General features: G+C 63.4%; 12 protein-coding genes and 1 pseudogene. 2 read left to right on the forward strand and 11 right to left on the reverse strand.

Going from position 1 to position 13,720, the window contains the following annotated elements:
- Positions 1-2 precede the first annotated feature (2 nt).
- The 8 genes from dpdA to F9B16_RS12885 all read right to left on the reverse strand — a co-directional run bounded on the left by dpdA (position 3) and on the right by F9B16_RS12885 (position 7,736).
- The gene (gene dpdA, locus F9B16_RS12845; RefSeq protein WP_151540263.1) at positions 3-1,235 is read right to left on the reverse strand and encodes a tRNA-guanine transglycosylase DpdA; all 1,233 of its coding nucleotides are present in this window, start codon (positions 1,233-1,235) and stop codon (positions 3-5) included.
- Positions 1,232-2,380, reverse strand: a complete 1,149-nt coding sequence (gene dbpB / locus F9B16_RS12850; RefSeq protein WP_151540264.1) for a DGQHR domain-containing protein DpdB — start codon at positions 2,378-2,380, stop codon at positions 1,232-1,234. The genes dpdA and dbpB overlap by 4 nt, the downstream gene beginning before the upstream one ends.
- Complete coding sequence (locus tag F9B16_RS12855; protein ID WP_225991586.1) at positions 2,380-3,345, reverse strand: hypothetical protein; 966 nt, start codon at positions 3,343-3,345, stop codon at positions 2,380-2,382. The genes dbpB and F9B16_RS12855 overlap by 1 nt, the downstream gene beginning before the upstream one ends.
- Before the next feature lie 2 nt (positions 3,346-3,347).
- Positions 3,348-4,148: a GTP cyclohydrolase FolE2 gene (gene folE2 / locus F9B16_RS12860; protein WP_151540265.1), complete on the reverse strand. Its 801-nt coding sequence runs from the start codon at positions 4,146-4,148 to the stop codon at positions 3,348-3,350.
- Positions 4,145-4,546, reverse strand: coding sequence for a 6-carboxytetrahydropterin synthase QueD (gene queD / locus F9B16_RS12865; protein ID WP_449698591.1), 402 nt, complete (start codon positions 4,544-4,546; stop codon positions 4,145-4,147). Before queD ends, folE2 begins: the two co-directional genes overlap by 4 nt.
- The gene (gene queE, locus F9B16_RS12870; RefSeq protein WP_151540267.1) at positions 4,501-5,139 is read right to left on the reverse strand and encodes a 7-carboxy-7-deazaguanine synthase; all 639 of its coding nucleotides are present in this window, start codon (positions 5,137-5,139) and stop codon (positions 4,501-4,503) included. The genes queD and queE overlap by 46 nt, the downstream gene beginning before the upstream one ends.
- 8 nt (positions 5,140-5,147) lie before the next feature.
- Positions 5,148-5,855, reverse strand: a complete 708-nt coding sequence (gene queC, locus F9B16_RS12875; protein ID WP_151540268.1) for a 7-cyano-7-deazaguanine synthase QueC — start codon at positions 5,853-5,855, stop codon at positions 5,148-5,150.
- Between the two features lie 1,545 nt (positions 5,856-7,400).
- A complete protein-coding gene (locus F9B16_RS12885; RefSeq protein ID WP_192808756.1) occupies positions 7,401-7,736 on the reverse strand; it encodes an ATP-binding protein in 336 nt (111 codons plus the stop codon).
- A 478-nt stretch (positions 7,737-8,214) separates the two neighbouring features.
- On the opposite strand from F9B16_RS12885, the gene F9B16_RS12890 reads away from it, so the two are divergent.
- Both F9B16_RS12890 and F9B16_RS12895 read left to right on the forward strand, forming a co-directional pair.
- Positions 8,215-9,072, forward strand: a complete 858-nt coding sequence (locus F9B16_RS12890; protein ID WP_151540270.1) for a helix-turn-helix domain-containing protein — start codon at positions 8,215-8,217, stop codon at positions 9,070-9,072.
- Between the two features lie 10 nt (positions 9,073-9,082).
- Positions 9,083-9,289: a DUF397 domain-containing protein gene (locus F9B16_RS12895; protein WP_151540271.1), complete on the forward strand. Its 207-nt coding sequence runs from the start codon at positions 9,083-9,085 to the stop codon at positions 9,287-9,289.
- Between the two features lie 234 nt (positions 9,290-9,523).
- Here the strand turns inward: F9B16_RS12895 and F9B16_RS12900 are convergent, their stop codons facing one another.
- The 3 genes and pseudogenes from F9B16_RS12900 to F9B16_RS52615 all read right to left on the reverse strand — a co-directional run.
- Complete coding sequence (locus F9B16_RS12900) at positions 9,524-11,212, reverse strand: coiled-coil domain-containing protein (protein WP_151540272.1); 1,689 nt, start codon at positions 11,210-11,212, stop codon at positions 9,524-9,526.
- Positions 11,213-11,554: 342 nt separating this feature from the next.
- Complete coding sequence (locus F9B16_RS12905; protein ID WP_225991587.1) at positions 11,555-12,556, reverse strand: tyrosine-type recombinase/integrase; 1,002 nt, start codon at positions 12,554-12,556, stop codon at positions 11,555-11,557.
- A gap of 44 nt (positions 12,557-12,600) precedes the next feature.
- Positions 12,601-12,918 (reverse strand): annotated as a pseudogene (locus tag F9B16_RS52615) (tyrosine-type recombinase/integrase); the annotation flags it as partial.
- Positions 12,919-13,720 lie beyond the last annotated feature (802 nt).

Here is a 13,720-nt window from a genome sequence, read left to right on the forward strand (position 1 = left end):
AGTTAGTTCTCCGGTGCAGATGACTGGACAATATTCCGGACCTTGCGATTAAAGATGGCCAGATTATGGAACCCTCGACTCTTGTTTCGCTCAGTTCCCCGGAAGATGATAATCTCAATTCCGCACTTGCGACAGAGGGTGCATTTACAAGTCTTCCATGGCGCTGCTTCCAAGGTCCGTTGGTAAGCGGCAAGGCGGCTTTTTTTCTCCGGGACGACGAGTTGCTCGTACTCGCCGAGGATATCAATGACCTTGTCCAGGAGTCCGGGATCCCGGTCGTAGCCGCGAAGCCGTTTGAGACATTCGCGCTCTGCGGCCTTCACCAGGGACTGAGACACCACCCCTGACAGGATCCGTCGTTTGAGGGCGGGATTGCCATCCACCTGCGGCACCCGGATGGCCGTGAATGTCTCGGTGGGGGTGTGATAGTTGTTGCGATCGTCCATGAACGACTGCCGGAACGGCGCTGTGCTGTCAAAACTGGTCACTCCAGACTGCGCGAACTCCTCGATCGAGCCGACTCGTGTAATACCGAGAAGATGCAACTGGGTCTCCGGCCGCCGCACCGTGTCGATCTCCTTGAGGCAAGCGAGAATGTCATCGGTCTTCAGCGGGACCATGCCACCTAGAGCAATCCTCTGGTATCCGATTTCCTGAAGGCGCATGACACTGTCGGCGTAACTCGCCGGACTCCACCCCTGGGCGGCCCCGACCGCTTCGATCTTGCATCCCCTCGCTTGCACGCCAGCCAGAAAATCTTCCGCGTATCGGAGTGAGATCTGCCGACGCTTCACCCAGGCGGGGTTTACTTCCGCGTCCGAAACGTCGGGGTCGTAGCCGAAGATGACATGGTCAATGCTAATCCCGGAGTCGAATCCACAACCCTCGTAGAAGTCGAGAACTTCATCAACGCTGTAGGGGGGGACCTCCTCATCCGCATAGTTAAATGCGCCACAATCCCCCAGGGTGGAAACATTGTCCGGCAGCCGAAAAAATTTGGAAACGCCGAACCGATAGAGCCGTTCTCGCTGCGGCATCGAGTACTTCCCGGAACCCTTGACCGAACCGTCGACGATCGCCTTACTTACGAGGACTCCGTCATAAGGCTGAGGGTTTAGAACCTCGTGCGCGTACCTATCGTCTCTCTGCCGAACCCGGTAGGGGGAGTACTCCTCGTTGAGGAAATCGTAGGTCGGGCTGACCTGGTCTTGGCTGTCGGGGAAGTAGAACCTCACGAGAGCTCCCTGCGGGCGTTCTGGTAGACGCGGATGAGGTGATTGGAGAGCTCTGTCACTTGCCTGCGCGTGTTCTCGATCTCGTTCCAGCGGTGCCCCAGATCCTCCCACGAGCCAGCTGTCCACCGGCAGTGGGGGGCGACCAGAGCAAGGTGCCGCCGGACCTGCTCGGGCGCGTCCGGCCGCAATGGGTCGACTGTCCCTAGGATCCGGTCCATGAGTCGCCCCATGGCTTTGATCCCGGCACCATGCATGAGCCGGCTCTTCTCCGGCGGCTTGCCCCACGCGTCGGGAAAGGTGTCCCGCACAGCCGACCAGTAGATGAACAGGGCCTGGATGATCCCGTCGAAATCGGTCTCGTTACGGCCTAGATCCCGATACGGGAACAAGCATCCGGCGGACGACATCAAACTTTCTTTGATCATGTCCACGACGCCCGTGTCGGTGATGACCGCCTTCGGCTGCTTGCGCCCTACCGTTGAAGGCCGCTTGATCATCTCGAAGAACGGCGAGTTCTCATCGGCGTTCAGGACGTCACACAGGCTGGATGGGGCCTTCTGTATCTGCAAGCGAGGCGGAAGCGGGCTGTCGACCTCGGGAAGCAGTTCAGTAACCAGTCCGCGAGGAAGCGGCCTGGTGTTGTTGATCCGGACGAACTGGTCGCGCTGCAACCGGACCGTCTCGGCGACGAACGCCATCACCGCCACCGGGAAGTCCTGCCTCCGAGCCTTGGCGAGCGCGATGGCGCGTTGCTGCCCATCGACGATCCAGGCGGGCTTGATTTTACCCTCCTGAGGCAGCGGGATGATGAGCCTTCCCGTGTCGCAGACACCATCGTCGGCATGCCGATTGCCACCACGGGTGCTCCTGAAACGCACCTGCTCGGACAGCGCCATGATGATGGGGTTGGGCAGGATTGGCGCATCGCTATCCAAGTAGTCCACGATCTCCTGCACGTGCTTGCGCACCTGCGGCCGCTGATAGCCGATCAGCTTTCCGGCCTCATCGCGGCTCACACGGGAGATATCGGCAAACCGCAGGACATCATGGGCGCGGAGCATGAACACATAAAGGGGGTACTCCTCCGCCTGAACGATCCGGAGGGCACGAACCTCGGTTTCCGGAGGCTTATTCCTGGCCGCCATCAGGCCACGATCCCGAAGGAAGAAGCGACGTCGTTGAACAGCGTTTTGAAGCGCGCCTGCTCGCATGATTGACCGGAGGCACGCAACTGGCGCAGCAAGCGGGTAGCTGAGGTCGGGCCCAGGTCGAGGGAACTACGGATGAAGCTGCGTACTTCGTCGTCGGTGAGTCTAGTCCCCGGTGGTCGTTGCCCAACTTCCTTGGGGGCAGCGGCTGTGGCTTCAGCCATAAGACGGGTCAGATGGGATCGGCGGAAGGGAACTCCGTTGTCTCGGGAGGCAGCCAGCACGTGGGTCGCCGCACGGACGTTGAGGGACAGGAGGCTTCCGCCGATGGCGGGCCTGAGGGCCGCAGTGACCGGGACGACGAGACGCTCGATCTCCCGACAACGACCGCTCGGCCCGATGATCGAGAGGTTGTCACTGTCTTTCAACTGGGAAGCCGCCTGGCTAAGGTCATCGGAGCACGCACGAAGGTAGGCCTCGGACAAGACAGCGACGATGACCGAGTTCGGATTACGTGCGGCGAGTTCGGTGATTGAGCGGGGCTGCCCAGGCTGAGGGCCCGTCCAAGACGTCAGCCCGGACCACCATCGACGGGTTCCTTCGGTGTTCTCGGCGACCGAATCTTCCTGACCAACGGCGAACGTCGCCGCGTACGCGTCGATCGGGGCTTCGGCGGAAATCAGGCCGTAGCCGGCTGAGCAGACCCATAGGGACGCACCTGGGCCAGCAGTCTCAGCCAACGTCTTAGCCACTTGCCAATGCTCACCCGCGTACATCTGGCTGGCTGGCACACGGGGGGAATCGAACGACAATCGCTTCACCCATTCGGTGTAGCGCCCCTCGAAATCGGCGGCATCGAGGTTGCGGAACTGGAGCCGTTCAGCAACCGCTTGACGCTTCCGGTTCGCGCAGGTGACCACTACATGCACGTCCGGCTTAACTCGGCCTGTGCCGTCCGCCATGCTTAGGCCCTCCCAGTCGGGGCCGTCCAGGACACCGCCGCGTAGGCCTGATGGTTGTGGATGCTCTCGTCGTTGACCGCGCGAACGCGGTACAGGCGGATACGCCCCGAGGCGGCCAGTACCTGGGCGACGTTGCGGACCATGTCCTCTACGAAGACAGGATTGTCGTAGCCCGCCATGGTCACGTGGCGTTCATCAGGTCTCTTCAGCAACGCGTAGACAGGCGAGGATGCCGCTGCTTCAGCGATCCCGATGAGCTCGTCAAACCAGAGATCCGTCGGGTGTTCTGCAGGCTTGACGTCGATGGTGATGTGGCCACGCTGGTTATGGGCCCCACGATCGCTGATCGCCTTGCTGCATGGGCAGACGCTAGTGACCGGCACATCAGCGCTCAGGACCATCGAGGCACCTTCAGGACCGCTAGAGGCGGCCACCGCGCAGGTGTACTCGATGAATGCTCGAGCACGGGTGACCGGGGCTTCGCGCTCCAGGAAGTACGGGAACGACATCTGAACATAGGCGGAGGCAGTGCCCATGTGCTGACGAAGATCGTCCGCGATACTGGTTACGTTTTGGGGGCTCAACTGGTCCCGGGCGCCGTGGAGCACTTCGATGAAGCGGCTCAGGTGCGCGCCCCTTACCTCGGGTCCGAGACTCACCGACATCGCGACCGTGGCGACAGTTTCTCGCTTTGCCCCCTGTCCATCGGCTACAAGAACCGGATAGCGAAGGCCTTCCACACCTACCTCATCAAGCGGGATCCCGCGAGAGTCTGGGGCCGCTTGCACATCCTCGAGCCTCATGCGTCCCCCCTGTAGATGCATCCCGAGGTGCAAGTCTCACGGACCACGATCGCGGAGAGCGGCAACTGATGGGTCAAGCGATCCCAGATCCACCTGGCGAGAACTTCGCTGGTCGGGTTCTCAAGCCCCGGGACCTCATTGAGGTAGTAGTGATCAAGCTGGTCCTGGATCGGCTTGAATGCGACCTTGATCTCGGCGAAGTCCATGAGCCATCCGGTGGCCGGATCGACATCGCCACTAACGTGGACCTCTACGCGGTAACTGTGCCCATGGAGCCTCGCGCACTTGTGCCCGGTCGCTACATTCGGAAGCCGATGAGCGGCTTCGAACGTGAACTCACGGAAGATTTCCATCACCGAATCCCCAGGGTCTTGTGTGTCTGGACGCTCAAGTGCCATTGGGGGTGCTCTAGGCAGTACTCGACCGCCGCCTGGGTGTTGGCCACCAGGTCAGGACCGTCCATCGGCTGCAGCATGAACCGAGTGAAGTCAAGGTCTTCAAAGCGTTCTGGTTCCGCTCCAACCTGGGGGTAGACCAGTTTTAGATCGTTCCCAGATATCAGGACCAACTCCGTGCCGGCCTTCGGACTCACGCAGATCCAGTCGATGCCGTCAGGAGCCGGACGGGTGCCGTTGGTCTCGATGGCGACCTCGAAACCCTCGGCATGCAGGGCGTCGAGCGCCTCGGCATCCAGTTGAAGCAATGGCTCTCCGCCCGTGCACACTACGTAAGGCCGGCTACGAGGATGTGACTGTCCCTGCCAAGTCTTGGCCACCGCAGCCGCCAGGTCGACGGCAGTCCTGAACCGCCCGCCACCCGGCCCGTCCGTCCCAACGAAGTCGGTATCACAGAACTGACAGATGGCGCGATGCCGGTCCTTTTCTCGTCCCGTCCACAAGTTGCAACTGGTAAACCGACAGAACACAGAGGGTCGCCCTGCATGACTTCCTTCACCTTGCAGGGTGTAAAAGATCTCCTTAACTCTGTACATCTCCGCGGTTAGGCGTCTGCTGAGGAGAAGGAAGGATCCACCAGACCAAGTTCAGCAAAGCCGCGCCCCCGGAGTAGGCACGAGTCACAGGTCTCACAGGCTCGACCATCGACTGGGTCATAGCAACTATGGGTCCAGGAGTAGTCCACTCCCAGATCGAGGCCACGCTGGATGGTTTGAGCTTTAGTCAGTTCGATCAGCGGCGTGTGAATCTTGAGTTGCTGGGTGCCCTCCACACCGGCCTTGGTCGCCAGGTTGGCCATGCGCTCGTAGGCCTCGATGTACTCGGGACGGCAGTCCGGGTATCCACTGTAGTCCATCGCGTTGACCCCGACGAAGACATCGGAAGAGCCGAGCGTCTCCGCCCAGGCAAGCGCGAAGGAGAGAAAGATGGTGTTCCGCGCCGGTACATAGGTGATCGGGATCTCGTCCGCGCTGACGTCATTGACGCTCTCGTGATGCGGAACAGCGAGAGCGTCATCGGTCAAGGCTGATCCACCGAAGACGGCGAGGTTGATGTCTGCGATCACGTGCTGGGCGGCACCCAACTCAGCCGCGACCTTCTTTGCCGCGTCGAGTTCTTCAGTGTGGCGCTGCCCGTACCGGAAGCTCAGCGCGTACGTCTCGTAGCCTTCCTCGCGAGCGATTGCAAGGACGGTGGTCGAGTCCAGGCCTCCACTCAGCAGCACGACTGCTCTGCGCTTGTCACTATTCACTTGCGACCTTCCGCTCGTCGAGGCACCGGGGAAACTTCATCATCGTTCGTCGCTTGACGAGGTTACTTTCCCTGAAGTCACAGCGCAACGCTGACACGGTGGTCTCACCAGCGGCACCGGCGGGGTGTCGTCGCCACGCGTTCCGTCTCGGCATGCCCCCCTGCAACCTCGCTGACCTGCAGTGATATCCCCTTCCCAGCGATCGATGCAAGGTAGTGCAGACAGAAACTGCAGCATGAGTGCCTCCTGCATGACTGTCAGTTTCTGTTGATCAACCAAGCAGGGGAGCCTGTGTCTTGTGGGATGTCGGTGGCATCCCACAGACACCGTCGCGAGCAACGCGCTGACCTGCGCATCTCAGCCCCATGAGACGCGCCTCTTACGCTGCGAGGCGGGAGTGAGATCCCGCGGTCCCGTCTCCTTGGTCTTGGGACAACCCCACGCCTGTGACCTGCATGCTTCAGTTGGACAAGGCGGCCGCCATCCCAGACGTCTCATTGATCACATGGCAACCCTGTGAGCCGTGCCGTTTGACGTCGTCGGGGCGGCAGCGGGAGTCGTCGCGGTCCTCGATGGAGATTTGCAGACGGTCACCGCGCTTCGTATGCTGCGCACCGAAAGGAGCGCCAGCCCGGCGGACGGACGGCGGACACGCGGCGGACGAGTGCGGACCAACCCGTCGCCTTCCGCGACAGCAGCCCTTTGCATGGCTGTAGTGGTGTTGGTTCCAGCCGGCCCTGTTGCGAAAGTCCTAGTTGTACGCTTGACGGCGATCGGTACCGCCTCAGCGCCTTCCGGTTTCCAGCCGTGCCTCTCAGGAGGCGGCGACAGCCAGCGAGTAGGCGGCTGAGACGACCCTTACGTGGGCGGCATGTCGTTAGGTCAGCGGGCAGGGGTCGACCGGCTGCAAGAGGTGCCTGCCCACCGGGGTCTTCCCTTGGCCCGTCGGGTATACGCTGCGGTGGCTTCTCCTGCTGGATGAACCGCCCCGTAGCGTCCCGGGGACTCGCGCGCTCGGATACCGCGTCGATACGGCGGGCGAGATCGTTGGCGTTCTTCGCTTCGACCAGTTGGCCGGGCAGCAGGGCCCAGAAGGAACCGGTGTACTCGCCCCACCAACAGCACAGGTCTGGATACCGTCGCTGTAGCCATGCAACGGCCAGATCAAGGTCAGCTTCCGCGGCGAGAAGCCCCTCGGCGGATAGCCCATAGGGAATGCTGCCGAGTTGGGCGACGGGCCTATGAAGAGTCACTACGTCACCTCCGAGCAAGCGCGCGGCGAGCACGCGCTGCAGGTGATGGATGGCCAAGACGGGCCTGTTGAAGGGTCGTGGGGGGGGGGGGGGGGGGGGGGGGGGGGGGGGGCCGCGGCCCCCCCCCCCCCGGGGGGGGGGGGGGGGGGCGGGGGCGCGGATGCCCACGAGGGGCCTGTTGAGGGGTCGGGCGGCGGGTCAACCGGGGGGGCGGGACACCGGCCGCACGACAAGCCGGCCAGGGTGGCCGGCGAAGGACGCGCGTCACGGGGGTGCGGCGCGCGTCCTGGTCTCAGCGCCTGATCAGTGCCCAACTGGCGTGGCCGCCGGCACAGCCGTACTCGCCGGTCTCATCGGCGTATGCGCCCGCCAGCAGCAACCCGCGTCCGTGCTCTGCCGGATCGGCACTCCGATCGGTGCGAGCAGGAGCGGGGCCATCGTCCAGGACCGTGAGACGTGTCCGCTGACTGCTGATGCTGAGTTCAGCCCTGATTCGGCCGCCGGGCCAACTGCTGGCGGTGTGCCACAGCGCGTTCGTGCCGTACTCACTGACGATCAACTCGAATGCCTCGGACAGTTCCGGGTCCTCGGCCAGGAGCAGACGAACCCAGTGACGCAGCAGAGGCACCGGAGTCAGTCACTCCGGGGACGTCCACGCTCCACACGCAACCGTCCTTGTCCCCTTCGGTGTCCGCTCCGCCATCGGTAACCTGCCGCGTCGTCGGCGTCCTCGAGATAGTCGAGGCGCCGTCTGCTTCCCGTGCGACCGGGCTATCACCGCCCAGGGGTCCGACCGTGCGCGAAGTCGCCTCGGCGCTCTGGACGATGGGCGGCGCCAGGGCCTTCAGAGCTATCCTCATCCGTACCTCCTTCTGGAGGGTGAGGCCGCGCGGCCGGGCCAGGGGCTCCAATCCGTAACCCGGCCGCGCGGCTGTTATGTGCTGCCCACCGAAACTCTCAGCTGGGTCAGCCGATCACGACCTACGCCTGCAGAGGCTGTCGCCACCACAAGCTGTGACTTGCTGCACACCGTCAGTGTGCCGAGTAGCATGCTGCCTGTGCAACTTCTCTCGTGAAATTTCTCCAGAGACGGAAGTGGTGATGTATTGACCTCCCCAACCGTTCGACGGCGGCAACTGGGCACGGAGCTCCGCCATCTGCGTGAGGCTGCAGGGCTCACCGGCGACGAAGTCACCGAGCGTCTGGATTGGTACGGCGCCAAGGTCTCCCGGATCGAGAAGGGCCGGATCTCAGTCCCGTGGTCAGACGTCGTCGATCTCCTGGACCTCTATGGGGTGAACGACTCCTCCACTCGTGAGGCACTCATCCAGTTGGCCAAGGCGGCGCGGCAGAAGGAGTGGTGGCAGCCCTACAGCGACATGCTGAGCAAGAACGCCCGAACCTACATTGGGCTCGAGTCAGCGGCCGAGTCGCTTCGGACGTATCAGCCCTCTTCGGTCCCCGGCCTCCTGCAGACCACCGACTACGCGCGGGCGATCATCACTCGCGCCGGCCCGTTGACACTGGGGGAAGACGAGATCGATCGTCGTCTCAGCCTCCGTACGAAGCGCCAGGCCGTCATCGGCGAAGCGGGCACTCTCCGGCTCTGGACAGTGCTGGACGAGGCCGCCCTCTATCGCGAGATCGGAGGGCCGGATGTCATGCACGGGCAGCTCATGCACCTGGTCGAGATGGCGCACCACCCCCAGATCGACATCCAAGTGATGCCGTTCAGCGCAGGCCCACACGCCTCACTCAGCGGCATGATTGGGGTCTTCAGCTTCCCTGGCTCCGATCCGGACGTTGCCTACGTCGACAGCGTCTCGGGAACCCTCTTCTTGGAGCGTGCGGCCGACGTGCAAGCCACGAGCACCGCGTTCCAGCACCTCAGCGCGACGGCGCTCAGCCCTGCGGCGTCCGTCGACCTGATCAAGGCCGTAGCCCGACGACACCAGACAGGGTAGACAAGTAAGCATGATTCCGGATTTCAGCCAAGCATCTTGGACTAAGAGCACCCGCAGCCAGCAGACGACCGATCAGTGCGTCGAGTTAGCAGGCGTCGGTGGTTACACCGCCGTGCGGGATTCCAAGGATCCGGAAGGCCCGAAGCTCATCCTCGAAGGTCGGGTCTGGCAGAGGCTCAGGCATCAGATCAAGGCGGGCGTCTTCGACCAGGGGTGAACTGGCCAGGAAGGCCAGTTCCGCTCCTCCACAAGCACTTAGAGGTCGTGATCTTGGCTCGCTCCGTCAGGTGGTCGCAGCACGATGGTCTCGTTCCAGCGGCGGTGGTCGGCCGCCACTCGGCTGGGTCGTGCGGGATGTCACGACCCGCCGCGTAGTCGGCTGGTCGTTCGACACACCTCCAGAACAGCCGTGCTGGTCAACCCCGGGCAGAGGGGCGCACCGCTCGCAGGATTAGTTCGTCGTCTTAACCGGGAGGTGGGGGCCGAGATAACCGATGTAAATCTTGCCGGTGTTCTTGACATCGTCGAAGTAGTGCATGCGGGGCGCGCTCATGCCTGTGCCGCCGCCAAGCCGCACGTGGGCTCCCATGAACACCTTGCCAGAAGGATCCACGGTGTTCGGTGCAGGGAGGAGGCGGGCGCGGCGCATCTTGGGGTCGTTCTTCACAGGTTCCGATTCGTCGGGCGCGACCTTGCCCGCGCTGATCGCGTGCGCTGCTGGTGGAGGTTCTTTGCACCATGTGAGGAACCCGCCGGCGAAGGATCCCTCAACGCTCGTCTCCGCGTAGTTGTTCATAGCAAGCATGGCCTGCCACGCTGTCTGCGCCCAAGAAGAGGCGCTGGGACGGGAGTCCAGGTCGTCCAGCGGATGATCGAGGTCGCCGGTGAAGATCACCCTCGGCAGCTCTTTATCCATGCGGTCCAGCACTTCAGCGAAGGTCGTGGGGAGACGCGTGTGCTCGTCGGCCGGGGCGTTGGCGTCGGTTTCCCGGCCCGCCAGCACTAGCAGCCGCCGCAGAGTCCTAATTTGATCCCGGAACGACTCGGCGCGCTGGTTGACCGCGTCGAATTCTGCGGACAGCGCAATCAGTTCATCGTTGCGCTGGGCGAGCTTCTCTTCCGTTTTCTCCGCTTCAGCGACGAGTTCCAGGGCCGCATCCAGGTTCTTTCGGAGGTCTTGAACGTCCTCGTGGCGCGAATCCGACGGTGTGCGAGATAGTGGAGAGGCGCCTTCTAGAGGTGTGGGGTTGGAGAGAAGTGCCCGGCTGAGCCCGGCGAGCGGCCGAGGGAGGAGCGCTTCCGAGCTCAGCCGGTACGGGAGTCCGGACAGAAGGACGCGAGCGCGGGGCTGACCACCTTGGACCCATGTCGATGACAAGACGCGGTGACGCAAAGCATCGTCGGCGCTGGCCGGGTCAGCGCCGGGGAGGTAGGTGCGCACTGCACCGCCCCATACTCGATGGGTATCGCCGATCTCCTGGTTGAACTCCTCCGTCGCGTGCGGATCCAGGAGGTGGAGCCCGGCCAAACCGGCGGTGTAGCGGGTGGCGCTCTCAACGACGCGGCGCCACTCCTGAAAATCCCGTTGCGGATGTGCACTCGCCACGATGACGGGCATCCGGCGGTCGGGATCGCACACTACGTGAATCAGCGTGTCGACGTCGGGAGGCCGGACCAGGATCGGCTTTTCACGCAACAGTGTCAGCGAGTCCCGAGCGTCGACAACGTCTAGCAGGCCGCGAACGAGCTGAGGAACGCCCGGACGCCGCGCCTTCACTGGGCCATCCTCGTCCGCCTGGGTGACTGGAGGAACGAGGAGTTCGATGTCGAGCCAGAACCAGCTCCTGGCCCCGCCACGGTTTCTTCCTGGAGCATGCACCGTGAGCGTCGACACCCACGTGCCCTGCGCGCGCGGCTCACGGAGCTGCCACCGTTTCGTTTGCGCCCCATCCGGCGCATTCCGTGCCAGCACCAGCATGAGCTGACCGTCAGCGCCTACCCGCGCAGCGCCCTTGTCGAACGCCTGCTGGTCAAGGTGTTTGTGTCCAAGCCAACACCGGATCTGCTGCTCCGCGACTGAGAAGGCCTCATCCGCCGGCAGACCAGTGTGAAAGACCGACCGGTAACGCTCTGCAGACATCTCCACATCCTTCGCCTCGGCTCGCCTCGCAATCGGAAACAGGATGCGGGAGCTGTCGCGGCGATGTATATAAGACGTCCCGGGCAAACCGTCGGTTTACTCGTCTGAAAGCGCCAGCGGAAGTGTCATGTACCGGCTCAGCGTCGCGGACGCGGTGAGGATGGGTGGCACTCCAAAATCTGCTCACCGGCATGTCAGTGCGTAGATACAGCGGGCGTGATCGACGCAACGCACCAGGGTCAGGCCGGAGTGGTGGTCAGATGCACGGGGGTATCTCCCTAGTCCGAGAGATACCCCCGCGGCTTGGAACGCACGATGCCCGTTGAAGTGCAGCAGTCGCTGCTATTTGGTGGTTGAGCGGTTCCGGGTTCTGGCTAGGGCTTCGAGGGCGGTTTCGTCGGCGTCGGGGAGGGTGTGTAGGTAGCGCTCGGTTGTGGCTATGGAGGCGTGGCCTAGGCGTTCCTTCACCACCTGCAGGTCGGCGCCGCCGTTGAGGAGCCAGGAGGCATGGGCGTGGCGTAGGTCGCGCATGGTGGGTCTGAAGTTGAGGCCGGCGGCGGCCAGGGCGGGATACCAGATCTTGCGGCGGAACCAGTCGTTGGGGATGTGGCCGTCGGTCTCCCGGACGCGGCGGGGGCGGGGGTTGTCCTTGCCGTTCGCGCGACGGGCGGCTCGGTAGAGGGTGAAGGCGCCTCGGCAGTAGTCGCAGCGGCAGCGGCCGGCGGTGTACCCGCTGAGGGTGCCGTGGTTGTAGGTGCGGCCCTTCTCGTTCGGTTCCGTGCGGCCGAGGGTGGCCGGGTCTGGGATCTCGGTGATTCGGGCTCTGGGCTTGTCCTGGGGTGGCATCTGGAAGAGGAGGTCGTCCTGGGTTAGGTTGGCCGCTCGGATGTGCTCCTCTAGCTTCTCGGTGATCTGGGTGCTGAGCTTGAAGCGGCGGTACTCCTTGTCCTTCGGGTAGTCCTTGACGAGGAAGTGGCGGCCTTCCGGGTGGAACTTCGGGTTCAGCTCGACGACGGTGCGGCTGACCGTGAGGATGCGGGATCTGAGGTTGAAGTCCTTCGCGCGCAGCTCGCTGAGCTCGCCCCAGCGGAGGCCGCTCTCGATCTCGGTTTCGGCGAGAAGCCGGAAGGCGCCCTCGGGGAGTGCGTGGTAGACGTCGTCGAACTGCTCGGGTGTGATGATCTCGAGGGGCTTGCGGACGACCGGGGGCGTGCGTACTCCGCGGCAGGGTGGATGAAGGTGACCTGGTCGTCCATCGCCGTGGTGAAGATGGCGCTGAGGATGATCTTGTTGTAGCGGATGCTCACCGGCTTCATGCCCTGGTTCTTGAGGGAGGTGATCCACGCACGGACGTGCTCGGGGAGGATGTCGATCATCCGCATCGAGCCGAACGTCGGCATGATGTTCCTGTAGATCGCGTACGTGTAGCCCTCACGGGTGGTGGCCTCGACCTGGTGGTTCGGGAGCCAGGTCTCCTCCACGTAGTCCTTGAAGCGTTGTCTGCCTCGGCCGGGGTCTCCCGTGCGGCCTCTGGAGACTTCGACCTCTGCTCGTTGCCATGCCTTGTCGGCTTCCTTTTTGTTGGAGTATGTCCCGGCTGACCGCAGCCGACCTCGGATGTCGACGTAGCAGGCCGTGTAGCGGTACTTTCCGTTGTTGCCCTTGCGCTTCTTCGCGTATCCCAAGGCGCGATCCTCCATGATCATCCGTCCGTGATTTGTCCGTGGACGGTGGCGGACGGGTCATCCTTGTCCGTGAATGGATGACACCGCCAAAAGCCGTCTACCTGGGATTTTAACGCGGATCGCCTTTACCTGCACGATCCCAGAATGGGCAAGATTTGGGGTTCGGGATGAAGGATTCGTGGGTTCAAACGCCACTCGATAGAAGCCGTAAGATTTGATCGGTGCGTTGATCCGACCGGAGTCTGGGTGGCAAAAACAATGGTTTGTGAAGGGGGCTGGCCTACGCGCAACGAGCGCGTCCCTTCCGTAGCTGATGAAGGGCCGTCACCGCTGCACGGTGGGGAGGAGTGGGCGCGGCGTGCTGGTGGTTCGGCGTGGTTGTGATGGGGGCCGCTCGCGCCGTCTGGCTGCGCTAGCGGCGACTCCGGGTTCTGGAAGATGTCGCTGCGACGCCGGCGGCCGAGTGGCCGGTGCTGGAGGACGAAGGGGCTGTGTTCGGCTGCACTGCCGTGTCCGGCATGGGCGTACGCCGAGGTCGGGCGTGCCGAGTCGTCCTGCGCCCGGCTCGGGCACCTGATCGCATGTCTTTGGAGCATGCAGCCCGGACCGGCCGCGCGGCGCGTTCTGTGTCCGGCCGGCGGGCTACCACCACGGGTGGCGGGTGCTGCGCGAGGTCGCGCGGCGAGGGCGGACCGCCTAGAGCCTGTCCGGTAGATCTTGGTGTTTTGCTGAGGACGATCTGGTGGGTGTGGGTTGATGGTGTGTCGTGGTGCGACGGCATGAGTTGACCGATGCGGCGTGGCGGCGGATCGAGCCGCTTTTG

The organism is Actinomadura montaniterrae (assembly GCF_008923365.1).
GTDB lineage: Bacteria > Actinomycetota > Actinomycetes > Streptosporangiales > Streptosporangiaceae > Spirillospora > Spirillospora montaniterrae.